Source organism: Pseudooceanicola atlanticus, from assembly GCF_000768315.1.
Classification (GTDB): Bacteria; Pseudomonadota; Alphaproteobacteria; order Rhodobacterales; family Rhodobacteraceae; genus Pseudooceanicola; species Pseudooceanicola atlanticus.
Window position 1 is genome coordinate 629,454 of record NZ_AQQX01000003.1, and the last position, 21,231, is coordinate 650,684.

Here is a 21,231-nt window from a genome sequence, read left to right on the forward strand (position 1 = left end):
GCAAAAGCCATGGGGGGAGCCGATGCGCCAGGACCTAGCCACACCGGACAGCGAAACGATCCGTGCGATCATCGCGGCGGAACGCCACCGCGAGGGGCCGCTGCTGCCGATCCTGCATGCGCTTCAGGCCGAATATGACCACATTCCCGAAAGCGCCCTGCCCCTGATCGCCGAGGCGCTGGCCCTGACCCGGGCCGAGGTTCACGGCGTCGTCACCTTCTACCATGATTTCCGCGAGGCCCCCGCAGGGCGCCACGTGGTCAAGGTCTGCCGGGCCGAGGCCTGCCAATCCATGGGCGCAAATGACATGGCGGCACGACTGCTCGACCTGCTGGGGCTCGACGGCTACGGCACCCTGCCCGACGGGTCCGTGACGGTCGAACCGGTCTATTGCCTGGGCCTCTGCGCCTGCGCACCTGCGGCGATGGTCGACGGCACGTTGCTGGGCCGCGCCGATTCGCCCGCAATTGCCGCCAAGCTCGCCAAGGCGGAGGCACCGGCATGAAGGTCTACATCCCCCTCGACAGCGCCGCCGTGGCGCTTGGCGCCGACGACGTGGCCGATGCGATCCGGGCCGAGGCCAGCGCGCGCGGCCTCGACGTGCAGGTCATTCGCAACGGCACCCGCGGCATGGTCTTCCTCGAACCGTTGGTCGAGGTCGACTGCGGCGCGGGTCGGATCGGATATGGCAACGCGAGCCCGGCAGATGCCGGCGCGATCCTCGACGGCACGGCTGACGACCTCGGCCCGGTCGAAGATATCCCCTATCTGGCGAAGCAGACCCGCCTGACCTTCGCCCGCTGCGGCGTGATCGACCCGCTGTCGCTCTCCGACTACGAGGCCCATGGCGGCCTCGCCGGTCTGCGCCGCGCCATCGCCATGTCGGGCGAAGAGATCGTGGAAGAGGTCAAGACCTCCGGCCTGCGCGGCCGCGGCGGCGCGGGTTTCCCCACGGGCATCAAGTGGGACACGGTGCGCCAGGCACAGGCGGATCAGAAATACATCGTCTGCAACGCCGACGAGGGCGACAGCGGCACCTTCGCCGATCGGATGATCATGGAGGGCGACCCGTTCTGCCTGATCGAAGGCATGGCCATCGCGGGCCTCGCCACCGGCGCGACCAGGGGCTTCGTCTACCTGCGCTCGGAATACCCCGTCGCCATTGGCGTGATGGAAGAGGCCATCCGCCGCGCCCGCGGCGCGAAGGTGCTGGGCGATGACGTGCTGGCATCCGGCCGCACCTTCGACATGGAGGTCCGCGTCGGTGCCGGCGCCTATGTCTGCGGCGAGGAAACCTCGCTCCTCAATTCGCTCGAGGGCAAGCGCGGCGTGGTCCGCGCCAAGCCGCCCCTCCCGGCGCTCGAAGGCGCCTTCGGCAAGCCGACCGTGGTGAACAACGTGATCTCGCTCGCCACGGTGCCGGTCATCTTTGAAAAAGGCGCACAGCATTATGCCGATTTCGGCCTCGGCCGGTCGCGCGGCACGATCCCGCTGCAGATCGCTGGCAACGTGGCGCGCGGCGGGCTGTTCGAGACAGCCTTCGGCATGCCCCTCGGCGACATCGTCAACGACATCGGCGGCGGCACCGCCAGTGGCCGCCCGGTCAAGGCCGTGCAGGTCGGCGGCCCGCTCGGCGCATATTTCGCGCCCCACCAGTTCGACACTCCCTTCGGCTACGAAGAGTTCGACGGCGAAGGTGGCCTGATCGGCCATGCCGGCCTCACGATCTTCGACGACAGTGCCGACATGCTGGGCATGGCCCGTTTCGCCATGGAATTCTGCGCGGTCGAAAGCTGCGGCAAATGCACCCCCTGCCGGATCGGCGCCGTGCGCGGCGTCGAAACCCTGGACCGCATTGCGGCGGGCGACCCCGCGGCGCAGGAGGTCCTGACCGATCTCTGCGACACGATGACCAGCGGCTCGCTCTGCGCGCTCGGCGGCTTCACCCCCTACCCCGTCATGTCCGCCCTGCGCCTCTTCCCCGAGGACTTCGGCGCCACGAAGGAAGCCGCGGAATGACCCCCCGCTTCATCTTGCTGGAAATACTCCGGGGGAGCCGGCCACGGGCCGGCGGGGGCAGAGCCCCCTCCCCGATCCGCCATGAGGCACGCACATGACCGACAAGGCAAAAGGCCCCGCCTCCTACTTTCCCTCGATCGAGGTGAAATACGGCCAGCCGGTCGAACACTGGCTGCAAATGGTCCGGGACCGCGCGGACCTCAGGCACATGGAAATCGTGACCTACCTGAAGACCGACCACGGTCTTGGCCACGGCCATGCCAACGCCCTCGTCGCCCACGAACTTGCCACGCTCAAAAAGGATAAAGGCTGACCCCATGAAAGACTTCATCCTCCCCCCCAAGGACTGGGACATGGGCACCCCGCTGCCCAAATCCGACGCGACCGTCACGCTGAAGATCGACGGGTTCGACGTCACCGTGCCCGAGGGCACCTCGGTCATGCGCGCGGCGATGGAGGCGGGGATCAAGATCCCCAAGCTCTGCGCCACCGACAGCGTGGAGGCCTTCGGCTCCTGCCGTCTCTGCCTGGTCGAGATCGAAGGGCGCCGCGGCACCCCCGCCTCCTGCACCACGCCGGTGACCGACGGCATGGCGGTGACCACGCAATCCGACAGGCTGCACAAGCTGCGCAAGGGCGTGATGGAGCTATATATCTCCGACCACCCGCTCGACTGCCTGACCTGCGGCGCCAACGGCGATTGCGAGCTTCAGGACATGGCCGGCATGGTCGGCCTGCGCGACGTCCGCTACACCAAGGGCGACAACCATTACGCGCCGACCGCGGCGGGGTCTCTGTCGCTCAACGACATCCGCGCCAAGGTGCCGGACGGGTCCGACAATGCCCGCTACATCCCCAAGGATGACAGCAACCCCTACTTCACCTACGACCCCTCCAAATGCATCGTCTGCTCGCGCTGCGTGCGCGCCTGCGAAGAGGTCCAGGGCACCTTCGCCCTGACGATCGAGGGGCGCGGCTTCGACAGCCGGGTCTCCTTCGGCGGCGCGTCGGACAGCGTGTTGTCGTCGGATTGCGTATCCTGCGGCGCCTGCGTCCAGGCCTGCCCGACCGCCACGCTTCAGGAGAAATCTGTGATCGAGATGGGCACGCCCGACCGGTCCGTCATCACCACCTGCGCCTATTGCGGCGTCGGCTGCTCGTTCAAGGCCGAGCTGAACGGCGACAAGCTGGTGCGCATGACCCCCTACAAGCACGGCAAGGCCAATCGCGGCCATTCCTGCGTGAAGGGCCGGTTCGCCTACGGCTATGCCTCGCATCCCGACCGGATCCTGAACCCGATGATCCGCGACAGCATCGACGAGCCCTGGCGCGAGGTGACCTGGCAGGAGGCGCTGGAGTTCACCGCCACCCGCCTCAAGGGCATCCGCGAGACGTACGGGCGCAAGTCGCTGGGCGTCATCACCTCGTCGCGCTGCACGAACGAGGAAACCTACCTCGTCCAGAAACTGACCCGCGCGGTTTTCGAGAACAACAACACCGATACCTGCGCGCGCGTGTGCCATTCGCCCACGGGCTACGGGCTGGGCCAGACCTTCGGCACCTCCGCCGGCACGCAGGATTTCGACAGCGTCGAGGACACGGATGTCGTCATCGTCATCGGGGCCAACCCGACCGATGGCCATCCCGTCTTCGCCTCGCGCCTGAAAAAACGCCTGCGCGAAGGGGCGGAGCTGATCGTGATCGACCCGCGCCGCATCGACCTGCTGGCCACGCCTCACATGAGCGGCTCGCACCACCTGCCGCTGCGCCCGGGCACCAATGTCGCCGTTGTCTCGGCGCTCGCCCATGTCATCGTCACTGAAGGACTAGCCGACGAGGCCTTCATCCGCGAGCGCTGCGACTGGGACGAATTCCAGCATTACGCCGAATTCATTCGCGAAGACCGCCATTCGCCCGAGGCGACCGAGATGCTGACCGGCGTGCCCGCGCAGAAACTGCGCGAGGCGGCCCGCGCCTTTGCCAAGGGCGGCAACGGGGCGATCTATTATGGCCTCGGCGTCACGGAACACAGCCAAGGCTCGACGACGGTCATGGGCATCGCCAACCTTGCCATGCTGACCGGAAATATCGGGCGGCGCGGCGTGGGTGTGAACCCGCTGCGCGGACAGAACAACGTGCAGGGGTCCTGCGACATGGGCAGCTTCCCGCATGAACTGCCCGGCTATCGCCACGTGAAGAACCCCGAGGTCCGCGCGATCTATGAAGACCTGTGGAAGGTCAAGATCGACCCGGAACCCGGCCTGCGCATCCCCAACATGCTGGATGCCGCCGTCGAGGGCACGTTCAAGGGCCTCTACGTCCAGGGCGAGGACATCCTGCAATCCGACCCGGACACGAAACACGTGGCCGCGGGTCTCGCCGCGATGGAATGCGTCATCGTGCATGACCTCTTCCTGAACGAGACCGCGAATTACGCGCATGTCTTCCTGCCCGGTTCCAGCTTCCTGGAAAAGGAAGGCACCTTCACCAATGCCGAACGCCGCATCAACCGCGTGCGCGAGGTGATGAAGCCGATGAACGGCTATGCCGACTGGGAGGTGACGCAGCTTCTGGCCAATGCCATGGGCGCGGGCTGGCACTATACCCACCCCGCCCAGATCATGGAGGAAATCGCCGCCACCACCCCCGCCTTCGCCAATGTCACCTACGACATGCTGGAGGAAAAGGGATCGGTCCAGTGGCCCTGCAACGACGACGCGCCCGAGGGCACGCCGCTGATGCATGTCGACGGCTTCGTGCGCGGCCAGGGGCGGTTCATCGTCACCGAATATGTCGCCACCGACGAGAAGACCGGCCCGCGCTTCCCGCTGTTGCTGACGACGGGACGCATCCTGTCGCAATACAACGTGGGCGCCCAGACCCGGCGGACCGAGAACTCGGTCTGGCATGGCGAGGACCTGCTGGAGATCCACCCCCACGATGCCGAGAACCGCGGCATTCAAGAGGGCGCGTGGATCCGCCTCGCCTCCCGCTCGGGCGAGACGACGCTCAGGGCGACGATCACCGACCGGGTCAGCCCCGGCGTGGTCTACACGACCTTCCACCACCCCGACACCCAGGCCAATGTCGTGACCACCGATTACTCTGACTGGGCCACGAACTGCCCTGAATACAAGGTGACGGCGGTGCAGGTCGCGCCCTCCAACGGGCCGTCGGAATGGCAGGAGGATTACAACGCCCAGGCCGCGCAATCGCGCCGCATCCTGCCGGCCGCGGAATGAGCCGCGACACCTCCTTCAGGGCGACGGGCCTGCGGATCGGGGGCGGAGAGACCGCCCCCGTCACCCGCGCCCTGCCCGAGGAGGTGCCCGTCGCGCTCAGCTACGAGGGATCGACCCAGGCAGTGATGATGGCCACGCCGTCCGACCTTGAGGATTTCGCCGTCGGGTTTTCCCTGACGGAAGGCATCGTCGCCACCGGTGATGAAATCGCGGAGCTGCACGTGCAGGACCACGAGACCGGCATCGACGTGCAGATGTGGCTGGCCGGCGATCGCGGGGCCGAATTGTCCCGCCGCCGCCGCGCCATGGCCGGGCCCGTGGGCTGCGGTTTGTGCGGGATCGACTCGCTCGACCAGGCGATGCGGCCCCTGCCCCGCGTGACCGCCCGGCCCGTTCTGGATACCGACCTGATCATCGGCGCCACCGATGCGCTGCGCGCGCTGCAACCGCTGCATGACGAAACCCGCGCGGTCCATGCCGCCGGGTTCCTGACCCCCGACGGCCTGCATTTCGCCCGCGAGGATGTCGGCCGCCACAACGCGCTGGACAAGGTGATCGGCGCACTGGCCCGCAGCGGCACTGAGGCTGCCAAAGGCGCCTTCGTGATGACCTCCCGTGTCTCCATCGAACTGGTGCAGAAATGCGCCCTTGCGGGCTGCGGTATGCTGATCGCCGTGTCGGCTCCGACCGCCCGCGCCCTGCGCCTGGCCGAAGAGGCCGGCATCACCCTTGTCGCGCTCAGCCGCAATGGCCAGGCCGAGGTCTTCACCCATCCCGACCGTGTCACCGGAGAACCCCATGTCGCCTGAAAAGATGGTCACCATGGCCAACCAGATCGCCACGTTTTTCAAATCCCAGCCCGGCGCGGACCAGGCGGAGCGGGTGGCCGATCACCTGAACGATTACTGGGAGCCGCGGATGCGCCGGCAATTGGCCAGCCATGTCGCGGCGGGCGGAGAGGGGCTCGATCCGCTGGTCCTGTCGGCGATGGACCACCTGTCGGTCCCGGCCGAGACCGCGTGATTGGCCGCATCGGCGTCACCCTTCGGAGATAGCCGGAGGCGGCCCGCTCGTGGCACGCTCCTGCACGCCTCCGGCGGGAGTATTTCCGGCAAGATGAAGAGGAATCGGTGCGCCCGGCAGGGCAATGTCAGGCGCCGATCCGGACCAGGTGATTGTCCCAGGCGCGCGGCGCCTTGCGGGTCGGGGTCAGGCCCTGGTCGGTGACCGTCAGGATCCCGCCCAGCCCGTCCGTCGCCAGTAGCCCCGCAGGCGCGGCCGCGAGGCCGCAGATATCCGACCGCGACAGGCTTTCCTGAAAATTCCCTGCCTTGTCAAACAGATGCAGGCAGCCGCCACGCGGCGAGGTGATGCCAACCCGCCCCCCTGCCATCGCGATGCTGCCCGCATAGCCCTGCATGGCCAACTGATCCACCAGCCCGGCACTGGCCAGGACCGGCGCCTCACCCCGGCGATGCAGCCCCAGAAGCGGCACCGGATCGGACAGGTCGCCCTGCCATTGCATCGCGAATCCCGTGACCTCGCCATCGGTGGCGATGTGACGGATGGAGTTCTGATGCAGCTCCTCGGGCAACTCGACCAGTTCGACCGGGCCGCTGTCGTCGAGATAAGCGAGGTTCGGGCGCATCGTATCGAGGTTCAGCTTGTCCCGGCCCCGGTCGGGATGGGTCAGGATCCCGCCATTCGCCACGACCAGCCGGTCGCCGGGCAGTGCCAGGATCTCGTGCGGACCGATGCCGCCCGAGGCGAGCTCTCCGATCCGTCTGTAGCCGGCGCGGCGGGACCAGAGGCCGATCCGCCCCTGCCCCGTCTCGATCTCGTTCTCCGTGGTGCAGAGGATGTCACCGCCTTCGATAAAGGCGCCGTGGCCGTAGAAATGGCGCCCCTCCGGCGCGGTCAGGCGGTGCGCGACAGTCCCGTTAGCGCAGTCGATGACCAGCGCGAAGGTACCGGGGCGGCGGGCAAAGGCCACGGCCTCGGGCGCGGTCGGATGGGCAGCGGCGGCATGGCCGCGACCGGGCAGCGGGATGCGGAAGATATCCGCCCCGTCCGCCGCGAGACCAAAGAGCGCATAGGCCCCGTCCGCTTCACGCGCGGCGGCCAGGTGGGTCGGCCCGCCCGCATCGGCCCAGGACAGCCGCGGCGCGGCGGCGGAGGCCAGCAGGCTTGCCAGGAAGGTGCGGCGGGTGGTCATGGGGGACCCTTCAATCTCCGTCGGTGGCGTTGAACCCGGCGGCCACGCCGAATTGCGGACCGATCTCGGCGGCGGCATAGGTCTTGGCGGTCTTGATGTGCTGTTGCAGGATCTCGACCTTCAGGCGTCCGGCCGGGTCCGCCACGCCAGCCAGGACCGGATCGTCCAGTTCGCGCGCGAGGTCGAGTACGGTGGCGAAGGCGGCCTCGGTTTCCGGGATCGGGCCGTTGGCGAGGTGGCGGGCCAGGTCCTCCAGCGCCTCGACCGACAGGATCACGTTGCGCAGGGACCGGCCCGAGCGGCGCGCCTCTGCCCGTTCGGGGCGGGGCCGGTCGAAACTGCCCATCGGCCGGCCAAGTCGTTGATCCGCCGTCCATTCGAGCCCCGAGACCAGCGCGGTAAACAGCTCCTGCGCGGCTTCCTTTTCGGTCAGGTAGGTGGTGTTGCCAGCCTCCCCCGCGGTTTGCAGCGTCGTGGCATAGTCGGACCAGTCGGCGCGGGTTTCAGCGGCCATGCGGGCAAGATCGGCCGAGACGGCCTGAACCAACTCGCAGCTGTAGCTGCCCGCGTCATAGCCTGCGAAATCCGGATCGAAGAGAAGGTATTCCAGCGCGAACAGGCCCCGCCCGGCGACCGAGACCTCGGCGAAGTCCTCTGCCGTGGCGGTGGCTGCGTCCTGATCCGCCACGAGCCGTGCGACCGTGGACCGGACCATGCCGCGCTTGTCGGGCCAGAAGGCGATGGCCAGCGCCCGGCCCTGATCCTCCAGCGGGCCGAAGGTCAGGTGGCTGACGCCCATCCAGGCATCAAAGGCCTCCTGGTAGGCGGGCGCCACGGCCTGCGCCGTGCAATCCTCCGCGGCGACATCCGACAAGGCGTTGGCCGCGTTGGAGAATTCCGTGAACCCCGGCAGGATGTGATCGGTGATCGCCGCATCGACGTCCGCATGGGCGGGGGCGGCCAACAGGAGGGTTGCGAGGGCGGCGCGGCGGATGGCGTGGGTCATAGGCTCTCCAGGTAGCGGATCAGGTCGGCGCGGTCCTCGGGGGTCAGGCCGGTGACATGGTCGCGGGCGGCCTCGGCCTCTCCGCCATGCCAGAGCACGGCCTCGAGCAGCGACCGCGCGCGCCCGTCATGCAGGTAGAAGCTGTGTCCGTTGACCTGCGGCGTCAGGCCGATGCCCCACAGCGGCGGCGTGCGCCATTCACGGCCCGTGGCGCGGCCTTCGGGGCGGTGATCGGCCAGGCCCTCACCCATGTCATGCAGCAGCAGGTCGGTGAAGGGCCAGATCAGTTGGAAGCTTTGTTCCGGCTGATCCTCCAGCCGGTGTGTCACGTGTTTGGGCGTGTGACAGGCGATGCAATTCGCCTCGTGGAAGACGCGCTTGCCGTTCAGTACGGCCGGATCGTCCATGTCGCGACGGCCGGGCACGCCCAGGTTGCGGCTGTAGAATGTCACGAGATCAAGGCCTTGCGCGTCGATCTCGGTCCCGCGGGCGGTGTCGTTACCATGCGGCGCGGCGCGGCAATCGGCCTGGGCTTCGGTACAGTCGCCCCAAGGCGTGTCGAAGAGCGGGGTGGAAATGCCGATGTCGCCGGCGAAGGCCGCAGCGCTTTGTTCCAGCACCGTGGGCGCGCCGGCCTTCCAACCGAAGCGGCCCAACATGGGGCGGCCTTCGGCGAAGGACCAGACGATCGAGGGGCGGCCGGAAATACCGTCGCCATCCGCGTCCTCCGGGTCGGCCTTGGCAAGGATATCGACGGCCGGGATGGCCTCGAGCAGGCCCAGCCCGATCATCTGCGGGGCGACGCGCGGCGACAGCATCGCGCCCTCGCCCAGCGGGCCGTAGCCGAGGTCGGCGGCCTCCCAAGTGGGGCGGCGCAAAATGGCCGGGGCCTCGCCTTCCAATGGAATTTCAATGTCTTGCCAGGTGACGGAGAGCCGGTATTCCGCCGGGTAACCGGGCGTTCCGAAGTCCTGCAACTGGCCGCCATAGGTCGGGTCGGGGCGGGTACGGGGCGTCGGGTCGGTGGGATCGGCGGAGAGGAGGAAGGCCTCGATCTCGGACATCTCGGTTTCCGGGCTGGCGGGAACGGAGATGCGCAGGAACATGGAGGTCGCCGCATCGTGCGGGCCGGCGGGGGGATGGCCGCGGCCGTCCTTGAGGTGGCAGCGCTGGCAGGACCGGGCATTGTAGAGGGGGCCGAGACCGTCGGAGGCAAGGGTCGAAGAAGGGCTGGAGACCCAGAGTTTCTTGAACAAGCCGTTGCCGAGCTTGAAGTCGAGCTCCCGCTCAAAGCTCATGTTTTCAGAGGCTTGCGAGAAAGCGTCGGCGTCTGTGCGGGGGCGGACGGTGGCGGCGCCGGCGGGGTTGGCCTCGAACGGCTCCGGCGCGGTGAAATCGTCGGTCGGCGCGGTGACGGCGGCGATGCGCGCGGCCTCGGCTTCGGTACGGGGGATCACCTGCAGGAAGGGATCGCGCAGGTCCTGTGCCGCGGCGGCCTGGGAAATTCCCATCAAGATCAACGAGGTGGCGAGTGCATGGCGCATCGGCTTGCTCCTTGATCCGGGGTTTGGCACGGAAATCCGACTGTTTCAATCGGTTTTAGCGCCCCTGCCCTGCGGCATGCTGTCGGAGGGGCCAGGCGACCCCCGCAACACCCACCGAACGGCACGTCGGTATTACGTCGGTATCGCGTCGGTATCCGGTCGGTGGATTTTCGGCCGGGTCGGCGCCCGGCCCAAAACCCTTTTCCGCCGAACCACTCCCCGCAAAACCCGTACCAGCCCCCCGAAAAACGCAGTCGCGCCGCGAGGGGGAGGATCCTCGCGGCGCATCTGACCCGCATGGGGCCGATCCCTGCCCGCCACCCCACAGGGAGGAGAGGAGAGCGGGCAACAGGCAGGGAAAGCGCTTACATCTTGCCGCCGAAAACGGGGAAGACGCTGGCATCGCCGTAATCCGCGATCGGCGTCGCGTTGCGCAGCGCCTCCATGTCCTCGTCGGAGATGGTGAAGTCGACATCGGCGTTCGACTTCATGTGATCGGGGTTGCCGGTCTTGGGCAGCGGCAGCAGGCCCAGTTGCAGCAGGTAGCGGATGCAGAGCTGCGGCACGGAGACACCGTATTTGCCGGCGATGCCCTTGATCTCTTCATTGTCGAGCACTTCGCCGTGGCCGATGGGCGAATAGGCCTCGGCCAGCATGTCGTTGCCCTGGATGAAGTCGATCAGTTCGAACGGGGTGTTCGAGACGTGGGCCAGGATCTGGTCGAGCATCGGCTTGACCTTGGCGTTTTCCAGCAGGTTCTCGAGGTCCTGTTTCTCGAAGTTGGACACGCCGATGGCGCGCAGCTTGCCGGCCTCGTAGGCCTCTTCCATGGCTTTCCACGCGGCGAGGTTGCCTTCGAAGAAGCGGTCTTCGCCGGCGAAGTTTTCCCAGGGCTGCGGGCTGTGGATGATGAGCAGGTCGATATAGTCGAGGCCCATCGTTTCCAGCGACGCGTCGATGGCGGCCTTGGCGCCGTCGTAATCCTTGATGCCGGCATCCAGCTTCGTGGTCACGAACAGCTGGTCGCGCGGGACGCTGGCGCTGCGCACGCCTTCGCCGACGCCACGTTCGTTCTGGTAGGCCTGCGCGGTGTCGATGTGGCGGTAGCCGAGATCGACGGCCTTGCGGACCGCTTCGGCCACGTCGTTGTCTTCGATCATCCAGGTGCCGAGGCCGAGTTTCGGGATCTCGACGCCGTTGGAGAGGGTGTAGGTTTCGTTCAGAGTGGTCATCTGATCTTCCTTTCTTCATGGCCCGCAGGCCGAATGCGTTGGACGGGCCGAAGCCCCAGGCGGCGGGGCCTTGCCGCGTCGTCTGAGGGGTATGTGGGGCAAGTGGGCGAACTTGATAACCGGCGTGATTATCAAGGTACTCATGAGGGAGCTTCATCAATCGGGATGGAACTTTAGGCCACCCCCGCGCATGGGCGGGTCAGATTGACAGGTCGTCGCCCGTGATCGAGGGTTCGAAAAAGTCCTTTGGCAACAAGGAGAAGGCCTTGTCCGTCCGCTGCGCCGACAAGATACGGTCACAGCGGAAGGTGCGCGGGGCATCGCGGGTCCGGTCGAAGGCCACCACGTACCAGACCGGGTATTTCAGCAGCAGGTAATGCGGCGCGACTTGGCGGTCCGACGTCTGACCGTCCTCCCGCCGGTAGCGGATTTGCAGCTCGGTCTGGGTGATGAAGGCCTGGTGCAGGGCCTGCACGACCCGGTCGGGCGGCGCGTCGGCGCCTGTGTGGACACCTGCCTGGACGAAGGTCGAGGCCGTGCTGCCGATCATGATCCGGGATTTCAGCCGGTCCACCTGCCTGCGTTTCTCGGGCGAGAAGGACGCCACCAATTGCCGCCGGACCGATCCGAGGCTGGCGAGGAAGATCGGCGATTGCATCTGTTCGGCCACGGCGATGCTGATGAGCAGATCGACCGCCTCGGCATAGGCCAGGTTCAACCGGCCCACGCCCCAGTTCCGGTCCAGCCGTACACCGCCGCCGCGCCCGCGATCCGCGTCGATCTGCATGCCCTGTTCGCGCATCAGCGACAGGTCGCGCGCGATGGTTCGCGTGCTGACGCCATGCTGTCGGGCGAGGTCGGCGATGGTGCAATGGCTGTCCTGCTTGAGCTGAACCGCCAGCAATTCCAGCCGCCGCATCCTGTCATGTGCGCTGGATCGGGACATGAAACAAATAGGACATAAAATGTCCGGTTTAACAATATGAGCCGGGTCAGGCGGCGTGCGCGGGCGGTCCCGGACCCTGGCGGGCGTCGTCTGTAGGAAACAGGAACCGGATCAAGACCTATGAAACTGAATTACGCCGTGGTCGGCACCAATGACATGGCCGCCGCGAAAGGCTTTTACGACGCGCTCTTCGACGGCATGGGCCTGCAGAGCTTTGCTCCCTCGGACCGCATGACCTACTGGATGGGCGCGGATTTCGCCTTTGCGGCCGCGATCCCCTTCGACACGCAGCCCGCGACGGTCGGCAATGGCACGATGATCGGGTTCTGCGTCGGCGATGCCGAGGACGTAGCGCGGATACATGCCCGCGCGCTGGAGCTGGGCGGCACCTGCGAAGGCGCGCCCGGACAGCGGGGGCCGAAATTTTCGTCCTATGTCAGGGATTTGGACGGCAACAAGCTGTGTCTGTCCGATTGAGGGGCGGGCCCCTCTCGCGGATTGCTTTGCACTCCGCTGCCCGTCAATGCGGCGCTGCCGGGCGTTGCCGCCGGGCGGGGTCTGATGAAAATGTGGAGCCGCATCTGCGGCCCCTTCGATCTTGTTTGGCCCTTTATTCGGCCGCTTATTCGGCTGCGTCGGCTGGTTTCGCCTGCAGCTGGCCGTATTTCTCTTCGCCCAGTTTCTCGTAGAGGTCGAGCTGGGTTTCGAGGAAGTCGATATGGCCTTCCTCGTCGGCGATCAGGGCCTCGAACAGGTTCTTGGAGACATAATCGCCCACCTCTTCGCAATGGCGCCGGGCGGTCATGTAGAGATCGCGGGCGCCATGTTCGGCGGCGAGGTCGGATTCGAGCGTTTCCTTCAGCGTCTCGCCGATCTTGAGCGGGTCGAGCTTTTGCAGATTCGGATGCCCTTCGAGAAAGATGATCCGTTCGATCAGCTTGTCCGCGTGGTGCATTTCCTCGATGCTTTCTTCGCGGGACTTGGCGGCCAGGTGGCCGAAGCCCCAATCCTCCTGCAGGCGGTAATGGAGCCAATACTGGCTGACCGCCGTCAACTCGCTGCGCAGCGCATCGTTGAGGAAATCGATAACTTTGGGATCGCCCTTCATTTTGCCGTCCTTCCGGGTTGGGTCCTCCTAAGGTTGCGCAAGATGAGGGGAACTTCAAGGCTGTCGGACCGGCCCATCGTGTCCATGAAGAGCGGCAGGCAGCCGCCGCAATCGGGCTTCTTGCCGAGGGCACGGTAGACCTTGCCGGGGGTGATGATCGTTTCGGGGTCGGCGGCGCGCATCCAGTCCATGGCGGCGTGGATGTCCCGGTCGGAAATGGCGTTGCAATGGCAGACGATCATGGGGGGCTCCGGTCGGGCCGGGTCAGCGAGACCCGGGCCCGTGGCAGGTGGGATTACTGGAAGACGGCGTTCGGGTTGTCGAGGCTGTCGGAGCCTTCGAAGCCGATCTGGTCGAGGTCCAGCGCGGTGACGACCCGTTCGATGGAGGCGGTCTGGTCGACCAGGGCCTGGACGGCGGACATGATGATCGCCTCGCCGGCCTCGTTGCCGCGTTCGAGCATCTGGTCATAGGAGAACCCGCCCTCGGCCGCGGCCTTGAGCTGACCCAGCTCGCCCATCGTGTGGTCGAGCGCGGCGCGCAGTTCGGCGTCCACGGCCGGATCGGCGGCGGCCACCAGCGAGGACAGCGAGGTGCCGGTCACGACGCGGCCGTCGATGCCGACATATTCGCCCATGTAGACGTTCCGGATGCCCAGCCCGTCATAGTAATGGCTGTTATGGGTGTTGTCGGAGAAGCAGTCGTGCTCTTCCTCGGGGTCGTTGAGCATCACGCCCAGCTTCATCCGTTCGCCGGCCTGTTCGCCGTAGGAGAGCGAGCCCATCCCCGTCAGCATCGCGACGATCCCGGCATCGGGGTCGGCCAGCAGGGTGTCGCGGGCCTCACCGCCCTCGGCCCATTGCGCGGCCATCCAGTCGAGATCGGAGATCAGCAAGTCGGTCGCGGCGATCAGGTAGGCCGCGCGGCGGTCGCAATTGCCGCCCGTACACTCCTCGCCGGTGGCGTAGTCGGTATAGGGCCGGTCCCCTGCCCCGTGATCGGTGCCGTTCAGGTCCTGCCCCCAGAGAAGGAACTCGATCGCGTGGTAGCCGGTGGCGACGTTCGCCTCGACCTCGTCGGCCTCGTGCAGGGTGTCGGCCAGAAGCTCGGGGGTGATGGCGGTGGCGTCGATCTCTTCGCCCGACAGGGTGAAGGTCGGGTTGGCCACGACGTTGAGCGCCGCGAACTGGTTCTCGTCCGTCGGGCCGCCATAGGTGGTGTCGACATAGTCGATCAGGCCTTCGTCCAGCGGCCAGGCGTTCACCTTGCCTTCCCAGTCATCGACGATGGCATTGCCGAAACGGAACGCCTCGGTCTGCTGGTAGGGCACGCGGGCGGCGATCCAGGCGGTGCGGGCCGCGGCCAGGGTTTCGGCGGAAGGCGCGTTGATCAGCGCCTCGACCGCTGTCTTCAGCGTCTGGGCCGAGGTCAGGCTGTCGGTATAGGCGGCCTGGGCGATGTCGGCATAGGTGGACAGGACGGCAGGCTTGTCCTGCGCCATGAGCGGCGTGGCGAGCCCGAGGGTCAGGCAGGTGGCTGTGCGAAGCATCTTGGTCATGAGGGGTCCTGTTCTTGAAATTCAGTTGAGCCGGGTGCCCGGAGGCGGCGCCGACCGGTCGAGGTCGAGGCCCAGCGTCTGGGCCAGCGAGACGGCCAGCGGCGCCATGTCGGCGCGCAGCAGCAGGCAGGCGATCATCATCGCATCCTCGCGTTCGCCCTGGATCGCCGTGGCGCAGAAAAGCGCGAAGACGGCCTCGTCCGCGCCGACGCAATCGCAGCCCAGGCTGTGACGCAGGAGCGGGCGGCGCGCGGTCTGGATGACCATCGACATGAGGTCCTGGAACCGGTCCATGAAGGCCTCGGCCCGGGCCACGCCCATGCGGTCGATCACCTGCTGGCCAAGCGCCGCCTGCCCGTCCGGCCCGTCGCACCACAGGCGCAGGGCGCGGACCCACCAGGCCTCGATCCCCGGAAGCTGGGAGATCTGGCCGACAGGGCTGGCGCCGCGATCATGCCGCATGGCGGTTGCCTTGGGTTCGGGCCGTTTGGGCGGGCCGGGTCTGGATTTGGGTCATCGTCTTGGAGCCGTTTCGATTCCGTCACGGCTTTCCTGACTTTTTTGGTCGGTGAAGTCAATTCCGACTTTTTTAGTCGGACGTTGACAGGTGGGGTTTGAGGAGGCTTGGGGTGGTGTGCCTGGCGGTCAATGCATTGGCTTAGCTTGGTAATTTTCGGCATGGCGAAACTTGGCGCAGTTGGAGGCATGCGGGTAGAGGCATTGCGTCGCGGCGCAGGCAGGCGCGATTTTCGGACAATAATCTCTCGTATGGTCGAAGTGATGAGGGCAGCGCCGGCCCGCGGGGTGGCGCAATAGCGCCGCCCGTCCCACCAAAGGTGGTCCGGATCATGCTGGCGCGCCACTGGCGCGACGGGGGCGGGCCCCTCTCGCGGATTGCTTTGCAATCCGCTGCCGGTCGATGCGGCGCTGCCCGGCGGTGCCCGCCGGGCGGGACTTCAGGACATAGACCCAGGAAAGATGCCCCCTTCCCCCTCCCCTACACGGTTGATTTCCCGGCCCCCTTTGCTAAAAACGCGCGATTTTGCATGGGCACGAGGGGGAAACGGGATGGCCGGGAACGAGGTTCTCATTGCAGGCGGCGGCATTGGCGGGCTGGCCCTTGCGCTGACGCTGCACCAGATCGGCGTGCCCGCACGGGTGTTCGAAACCGTGGAAACCCTGCGCCCGCTGGGCGTCGGCATCAACCTGCAACCCAATGCGGTGCGGGAGCTGTTCGACCTGGGCTTTACCCGCGACGACCTGGACCGGATCGGCCTGCCCGCCAAGGAATGGGCCCTGGTCGGCCTGCGCGGCCAGGAGGTCTATGCCGAACCGCGTGGCGAGGCCGCGGGCTACAACTGGCCGCAATATGCCGTGCATCGCGGGGCGCTGCAGATGATGCTCTATGACAAGCTGTGCGCCCGCGCCGGAGCCGAGGCGGTCACCTTGGGCGCGCGCGTCGCCGGCTACCGGCAGGGCGCGGATGGCGTCACGGCGCTGGTCGAGCACAAGGATGGCCGGGTCGAGGAGGTCGCGGGCCGGGTGTTGATCGGCGCGGACGGGCTGCATTCGGCGGTGCGCGCGCAGATGTATCCCGATCAGCCGCCGATCCAGTGGGGCGGCGCGGTGATGTGGCGCGGCACGACGCAGACGAAGCCGATCCGGACAGGGTCCTCCTTTGTCGGGCTGGGCACGCATCATCACCGCATGGTTCTGTATCCGATCTCGCATCCCGATCCCGACACCGGGCTGGTGACGATGAACTGGATCGCCGAGGTGACCTTCGACAATTCCGAGGGCTGGCGGTCGGGCGACTGGAACCGGCAGGTGCGGCACGAGGAATTCGTGCATCATTTCGAGGGCTGGACCTATGACTGGCTGGACGTGCCCGCCCTGCTGAACGGGGCCGAGAATGTCTGGGAATACCCGATGATCGACCGCGACCCGATCCCGTCCTGGGTCGATGGCGCGGTGGCAGTGATGGGCGACGCGGCCCATGTGATGTACCCGACCGGATCGAACGGGGCGAGCCAGGCGATCATCGACGCCCGCGTGATCGGCGCTCAGATGCTGGCGCATGGCGTGACGCCGGCGGCCCTGTCAGCCTTCGATGCGGAGCTGTGCGAGAAGGTGTCGGCGCTTGTGCTGCGCAACCGGGGCGCCGGGCCGTTCGGGCTGCTGAACCTGATCGACGAGCGCTGCGGCGGCGAGTTCGACGATATCGAGGCGGTGGTGCCCAAGGCCGAGCGCGAGGAATTCATGTCCGTCTACAAACGCGCGGCCGGTTTCGCCATCCAGACCCTGAACGAAGCCCCGCCGACCATCGCGCCGGGCGCGCGGGTTGCAGGGGAAATGGCGGGGTGAGCGCGGGCTCAAGGCTGTAGGTCGCCCCCCGGCACGGCGATGCGTGGCTTGCGTTTGACGCGGCCCTGCCTAGGGAGTTCGCCGGGGGTAAAAGGGCGGATGCCTCACCCAGCCAGTTCGGCGCGGGTTTCGGCATAGCGCAGGAAGGCGTCGAAGCTGTCGGGATTGGCCATGGAATCGCGGTTCACGACCTTTTCAGGATCGCCCCCGAGCAGCAGTTTCTTGACCGGGACCTCAAGCTTCTTGCCCGACAGGGTGCGCGGGACGTCGGCGATCTGCACGATCTCGTCCGGCAGGAAGCGGGCGGAGACGGCATTGCGGATCGAGAGCCGGATCTTTTCGGTCAGCGCCTCGTCGAAGGCGACGCCCTCGGCCGGGACGACAAAGAGCACCATGAAACTGTCGCGACCCAGGAATTCGAGGTCGATGACGAGGCTGTCCATGACCTCGTCCAGGCCTTCGACCGCGCGGTAGATCTCGGACGAGCCGAGGCGCAGGCCGCGCCGGTTGATCGTGGCGTCGGAGCGGCCGTAGATGACCGAACCGCCCTCGGGCGTGATCTCGATCCAGTCGCCGTGGCGCCAGATGCCGGGATAGGTGTCGAAATAGCTTTCATGCAGGCGAGAGCCGTCCTCGTCGCCCCAGAAGAAGAGCGGCATGGAGGGCAGCGGTTCGGTGCAGACCAGTTCGCCGACCTCGCCGATCAGCTCGGTCCCGGCCTCGTCGAAGGCGCGCACGGCATTGCCCAGGGCGCGGCACTGCATTTCGCCGGCGCGGACGGGCATCATCGGGTTGCCCAGCACGAAGGCGCCCGCAAGGTCGGTGCCGCCGCTGATCGGGGCGAGCCAGAGGTCCTGTTTGACCTCGGAATAGATCCAGTCGTAGCCCTCCTGGCTGAGCGGCGAGCCGGTGGAGCCGAGGGAAACGAGCGCGGAGAGGTCCAGTTCGGCCCCCGGGCGGATACCGGCCTTCTGGCAGGCCATGAAGAAGGCCGCTCCGGCCCCGAAATAGGTGAGGCGTTCATGGGCGACCATGCGCCAGACCTCGTACATGTCGGGGTGGTTGGCGGCGCCGTCGAACATCGCCACCATCGCGCCCTGCGCCATGGCGTTCCATTGCGAATTCCACATGATCCAGCCCGAGGACGTCATCCAGCAGAACCGATCCTCGGCGCCGATATCCTGGTGCAGGGCCTGCTTGGACCCTTCCAGCAGCACGCCGCCATGGCCGTGCACGATGGGCTTGGGATTGCCGGTGGTTCCGGAGGAATAGACGATCCAGATCGGGTGCGAGAAATCCACCATCTCGATCCGGGGGCTTTGCGGGGCCGAGATCAGGTCGGACCAGAGCGTCCAGCCCGCACCGTCGCCCAGCACCGGGACCATGACCTTGTGGGTCAGGCCGGGCAGTTCGGCGGCGATCCCCTCCATCACCTCGCGGCGGTCGATCTGGCGACCGGCATGGACATAGCCGTCCTGGGCGATCAGCACCTTGGGGTCGATCTGGCGGAACCGGTCGATGATCGCGGTATGGCCCATGTCGGGGGCGCAGAGCGACCAGACGGCGCCCAGCCCGATCGTCGCCAGAAAGGCGACCAGCGCATCCTGGGTGTTGGGCAGGACGGCGACGACCCGGTCACCGCGTTCGACGCCCATGGCGCGCAGGGCCGCCTGGACCGAACCGACGCGGTCGCGCAGCTGTGCCCAGGTCATTTCCTCACGGCCGAAGGTTTCCGATTGCAGCACCAGCGCGGTGGCGTCGGGCTTGTCCTGGGCGTGGCGCAGGATCTGCGCGGCCATGTTGGTGGTGGCACCGGGGAACCAATCGGCGCCGGGCATCTTGCGTTCCGGCAGCACCTCGGTCCAGCCGGCGACGGGGAGGTTGCAGAACTCGATGATCGAGGTCCAGAACCCTTCGAGGTCGCTGACCGACCATTCCCACATGTCCTGATAATCGGCGAAATCCAGACCGCGATTGTCCTTGAGCCAGCGCTGGTACTGCGCCAGGCGGCTGGCCTGGGCGCGTTCAGGGCTGGGGGTCCAAAGTATGGGGCGGTCTGTGGCGTCTGTCATTCGGTCCTCCTCAGCACCCCGTCGAAGAACGCCGCGAGGGCGGCGGTGTCGGTCAGGGGCAAAATCCCGGCAACGTACTGGTCCGGGCGCACGATCAGCAGGCATCCCTCCTCCGGGTCGATGCCGCGCATGTCGTAGATATCCATGCCGGATTTCCGATCGGGGGTGAAGACCTTCTCGGTGTCGGGCAGGCCGTAGCGCCCTTTCGCCGGTTTCAGCAGCGGGTGCAGGTCGTCGATGTTCACGTCATGGTGGCTTTGCCCGATGACGGCGCGCAGGTCGATCATCGCGTCGATATCGGCGGCTTCGGGCGTGTAGCGCAGCAGCGGCAGGGCGGGGTCGGTGGCCAGCGCCTCGCAGAGTTGCCAGAGCGGGCTGTCGGTGTCGCGGGGGTCCTGCGATCCGGCGAAGGCATAGAGCCGCCAGCGCCCATCCGCGAGCGCGGCATGGCCCAGCTGCATCGGCTTGCCATCCGCGAGCCGGATCACCTGGGCCGAATGGAACCGCTTGCCGATCACCTGCCCGGTGGCCAGCGCCTGGTGCCTGTCCTCCATGACCAGCGCGGAGGGGGCATATTGCACGGCGGTGCCGGCGGTGTAGCGGCCATGCTTGGCGAAGTAATCCTGGAAGGCGGCGGCATCGAGCGCTGCATCCGTGCCTTCGGCCTGGTCGCCGCCTGCCTCTTCGGAAAAGCGCTTGGCCCAGTGGCGGTCGAAATCGATCAGGTCGGCGGCGACGCCCTGGCGTTCGGCGGAATAGCTGTGCAGCAGGTCCGGGTCCGCCTGGCCGCGCAGCACGGCGGCGAGTTTCCAGCCCAGGTTGAAGGTGTCGCCCATCGACACGTTCATGCCCTGCCCCGCCTTGGGGCTGTGGGTGTGGCAGGCATCGCCCGCGATGAAGATGCGCGGGGTCTGGGCCGGGCCGGTGCTGTCGTCGAACTTGTCGCAGAGCCGCTGGCCGATTTCGTAGACCGACCACCAGGCGATTTCCTTCACGTCGAGCGTGTAGGGATGCAGGATGCGCTGCGCCGCCGAGACCAGTTGATCCGAAGTGATGTTGCGGCTGGCGACGCGTTCATCGGCGGCCAGCTTGTCCATCTCGACATAGAGCCGGACGAGGTATCCGCCCTCGCGCGGGATGATCAGGATGTTGCCCTCGCTGGCCGAGCGGATCACCGATTTGAAGCGCAGGTCGGGGAAGTCGCTGACCGCCAGCACGTCCATCACGCCCCAGGCCTGGTTGGCCGCGTCGCCGGTCAGCTGCCGCCCGATGGATTTGCGCACCGTGCTGCGCGCGCCGTCGCAGCCCACGGCGTAGCGGGCCTGCACGACCTGTTCGCCGTCGGGCGTGTCGAAGCGCGCGGTGATCGGGTATTCGGCGCTGTCGTCGCGGCTGAGGTCGGTCAGTTGCCGGTTGTAGAGCGGCTCCAGCCGGCGGGGGGAGTTGCGCATCACCTCGAGGTAGAAATCATGCACGCGGGCCTGGTTGAGGATCAGATGCGGGAATTCCGACAGGTCGTCCTCGACATCCTGGATGCGGCCCGAGCGGGCGATATGGCGCGGCTGGTCGTCATCGGGTTTCCAGAAGGTGGTTTCGTTGACCCAGTAGGCCTCCTGCATCAGCTTTTCGGCAAAGCCGAAGGCCTGGAACATCTCCATCGTGCGGCAGGCGATGCCGTCGGCCTGCCCCAGTTCGAGCGGCCCGGGTTTCTGGTCGACGATCATGGTCGAGATCCCGGCAAAGGCCGACAATTGCGCCGCCAGCGTCAGGCCAGCGGGGCCGCAGCCGACGATCAGCACATCGACCTGGTCGGGGATGCCCTCGGGCAGGTTTGGGGCGGCCGGTTTGACGCGCGGGTCGCCCGTGCGGAACCCATCAAGGTGAAACTGCATCGAAACCCCTCCCTCTGATCAGACGCATTCCAG

General features: G+C 66.9%; 19 protein-coding genes. 8 read left to right on the forward strand and 11 right to left on the reverse strand.

Annotation, left to right across the window (positions count from 1 at the left end; translation table 11 throughout):
- Positions 1–22 precede the first annotated feature (22 nt).
- The 6 genes from ATO9_RS10880 (at position 23) to ATO9_RS10905 (ending at position 6,284) form a co-directional block, all read left to right on the forward strand.
- Complete coding sequence (locus ATO9_RS10880) at positions 23–505, forward strand: formate dehydrogenase subunit gamma (RefSeq protein ID WP_043748344.1); 483 nt, start codon at positions 23–25, stop codon at positions 503–505.
- Positions 502–2,019: a formate dehydrogenase beta subunit gene (locus ATO9_RS10885; RefSeq protein ID WP_043748345.1), complete on the forward strand. Its 1,518-nt coding sequence runs from the start codon at positions 502–504 to the stop codon at positions 2,017–2,019. Before ATO9_RS10880 ends, ATO9_RS10885 begins: the two co-directional genes overlap by 4 nt.
- A 94-nt stretch (positions 2,020–2,113) precedes the next feature.
- On the forward strand, positions 2,114–2,332 hold the full coding sequence (locus ATO9_RS10890) for a DUF4287 domain-containing protein (RefSeq protein ID WP_043748348.1): 219 nt from the start codon (positions 2,114–2,116) through the stop codon (positions 2,330–2,332).
- A gap of 4 nt (positions 2,333–2,336) precedes the next feature.
- Positions 2,337–5,261, forward strand: a complete 2,925-nt coding sequence (gene fdhF, locus ATO9_RS10895; RefSeq protein ID WP_043748350.1) for a formate dehydrogenase subunit alpha — start codon at positions 2,337–2,339, stop codon at positions 5,259–5,261.
- Entirely contained in the window at positions 5,258–6,070 is an 813-nt protein-coding gene (fdhD, locus tag ATO9_RS10900; RefSeq protein ID WP_043748353.1) for a formate dehydrogenase accessory sulfurtransferase FdhD, read from the forward strand. Before fdhF ends, fdhD begins: the two co-directional genes overlap by 4 nt.
- On the forward strand, positions 6,060–6,284 hold the full coding sequence (locus tag ATO9_RS10905) for a formate dehydrogenase subunit delta (protein ID WP_043748355.1): 225 nt from the start codon (positions 6,060–6,062) through the stop codon (positions 6,282–6,284). Before fdhD ends, ATO9_RS10905 begins: the two co-directional genes overlap by 11 nt.
- A gap of 127 nt (positions 6,285–6,411) precedes the next feature.
- Here the strand turns inward: ATO9_RS10905 and ATO9_RS10910 are convergent, their stop codons facing one another.
- The 5 genes from ATO9_RS10910 to ATO9_RS10930 form a co-directional block, all read right to left on the reverse strand.
- On the reverse strand, positions 6,412–7,476 hold the full coding sequence (locus ATO9_RS10910) for a DUF1513 domain-containing protein (RefSeq protein ID WP_043748357.1): 1,065 nt from the start codon (positions 7,474–7,476) through the stop codon (positions 6,412–6,414).
- 10 nt (positions 7,477–7,486) lie between these two features.
- The gene (locus tag ATO9_RS10915) at positions 7,487–8,482 is read right to left on the reverse strand and encodes an imelysin family protein (RefSeq protein WP_043748360.1); all 996 of its coding nucleotides are present in this window, start codon (positions 8,480–8,482) and stop codon (positions 7,487–7,489) included.
- A complete protein-coding gene (locus ATO9_RS10920; RefSeq protein ID WP_043748739.1) occupies positions 8,479–9,993 on the reverse strand; it encodes a di-heme oxidoreductase family protein in 1,515 nt (504 codons plus the stop codon). The genes ATO9_RS10915 and ATO9_RS10920 overlap by 4 nt, the downstream gene beginning before the upstream one ends.
- Positions 9,994–10,391: 398 nt before the next feature.
- Complete coding sequence (locus tag ATO9_RS10925) at positions 10,392–11,258, reverse strand: aldo/keto reductase (protein WP_043748362.1); 867 nt, start codon at positions 11,256–11,258, stop codon at positions 10,392–10,394.
- Positions 11,259–11,457: 199 nt separating this feature from the next.
- Entirely contained in the window at positions 11,458–12,204 is a 747-nt protein-coding gene (locus ATO9_RS10930; protein WP_238318726.1) for a helix-turn-helix transcriptional regulator, read from the reverse strand.
- 120 nt (positions 12,205–12,324) lie between these two features.
- On the opposite strand from ATO9_RS10930, the gene ATO9_RS10935 reads away from it, so the two are divergent.
- A complete protein-coding gene (locus ATO9_RS10935) occupies positions 12,325–12,681 on the forward strand; it encodes a VOC family protein (RefSeq protein ID WP_043748365.1) in 357 nt (118 codons plus the stop codon).
- 145 nt (positions 12,682–12,826) lie between these two features.
- Here ATO9_RS10935 and bfr read toward each other — a convergent pair whose 3' ends face one another.
- From bfr to ATO9_RS10955, 4 genes are read right to left on the reverse strand one after another with little or no spacing between them, the layout of a single operon-like run.
- Positions 12,827–13,312 carry a bacterioferritin gene (bfr, locus tag ATO9_RS10940; protein WP_043748368.1) on the reverse strand — a complete coding sequence of 162 codons (486 nt, stop codon included), beginning with the start codon at positions 13,310–13,312 and terminating at the stop codon, positions 12,827–12,829.
- Positions 13,309–13,554: a (2Fe-2S)-binding protein gene (locus tag ATO9_RS10945; RefSeq protein ID WP_043748371.1), complete on the reverse strand. Its 246-nt coding sequence runs from the start codon at positions 13,552–13,554 to the stop codon at positions 13,309–13,311. Before ATO9_RS10945 ends, bfr begins: the two co-directional genes overlap by 4 nt.
- A 53-nt stretch (positions 13,555–13,607) precedes the next feature.
- Positions 13,608–14,870, reverse strand: coding sequence for an imelysin family protein (locus ATO9_RS10950; RefSeq protein WP_043748373.1), 1,263 nt, complete (start codon positions 14,868–14,870; stop codon positions 13,608–13,610).
- Positions 14,871–14,891: 21 nt separating this feature from the next.
- On the reverse strand, positions 14,892–15,332 hold the full coding sequence (locus ATO9_RS10955) for a hypothetical protein (protein ID WP_043748376.1): 441 nt from the start codon (positions 15,330–15,332) through the stop codon (positions 14,892–14,894).
- Positions 15,333–15,938: 606 nt separating this feature from the next.
- Here ATO9_RS10955 and ATO9_RS10960 point away from each other — a divergent pair.
- Positions 15,939–17,234, forward strand: a complete 1,296-nt coding sequence (locus ATO9_RS10960; RefSeq protein ID WP_043748378.1) for a flavin-dependent oxidoreductase — start codon at positions 15,939–15,941, stop codon at positions 17,232–17,234.
- Between the two features lie 104 nt (positions 17,235–17,338).
- Here the strand turns inward: ATO9_RS10960 and ATO9_RS10965 are convergent, their stop codons facing one another.
- Positions 17,339–19,306: an acetoacetate--CoA ligase gene (locus ATO9_RS10965; protein WP_043748379.1), complete on the reverse strand. Its 1,968-nt coding sequence runs from the start codon at positions 19,304–19,306 to the stop codon at positions 17,339–17,341.
- Positions 19,303–21,198, reverse strand: a complete 1,896-nt coding sequence (locus ATO9_RS10970) for an FAD-binding monooxygenase (RefSeq protein WP_043748381.1) — start codon at positions 21,196–21,198, stop codon at positions 19,303–19,305. Before ATO9_RS10970 ends, ATO9_RS10965 begins: the two co-directional genes overlap by 4 nt.
- Between the last annotated feature and the right edge of the window lie 33 nt (positions 21,199–21,231).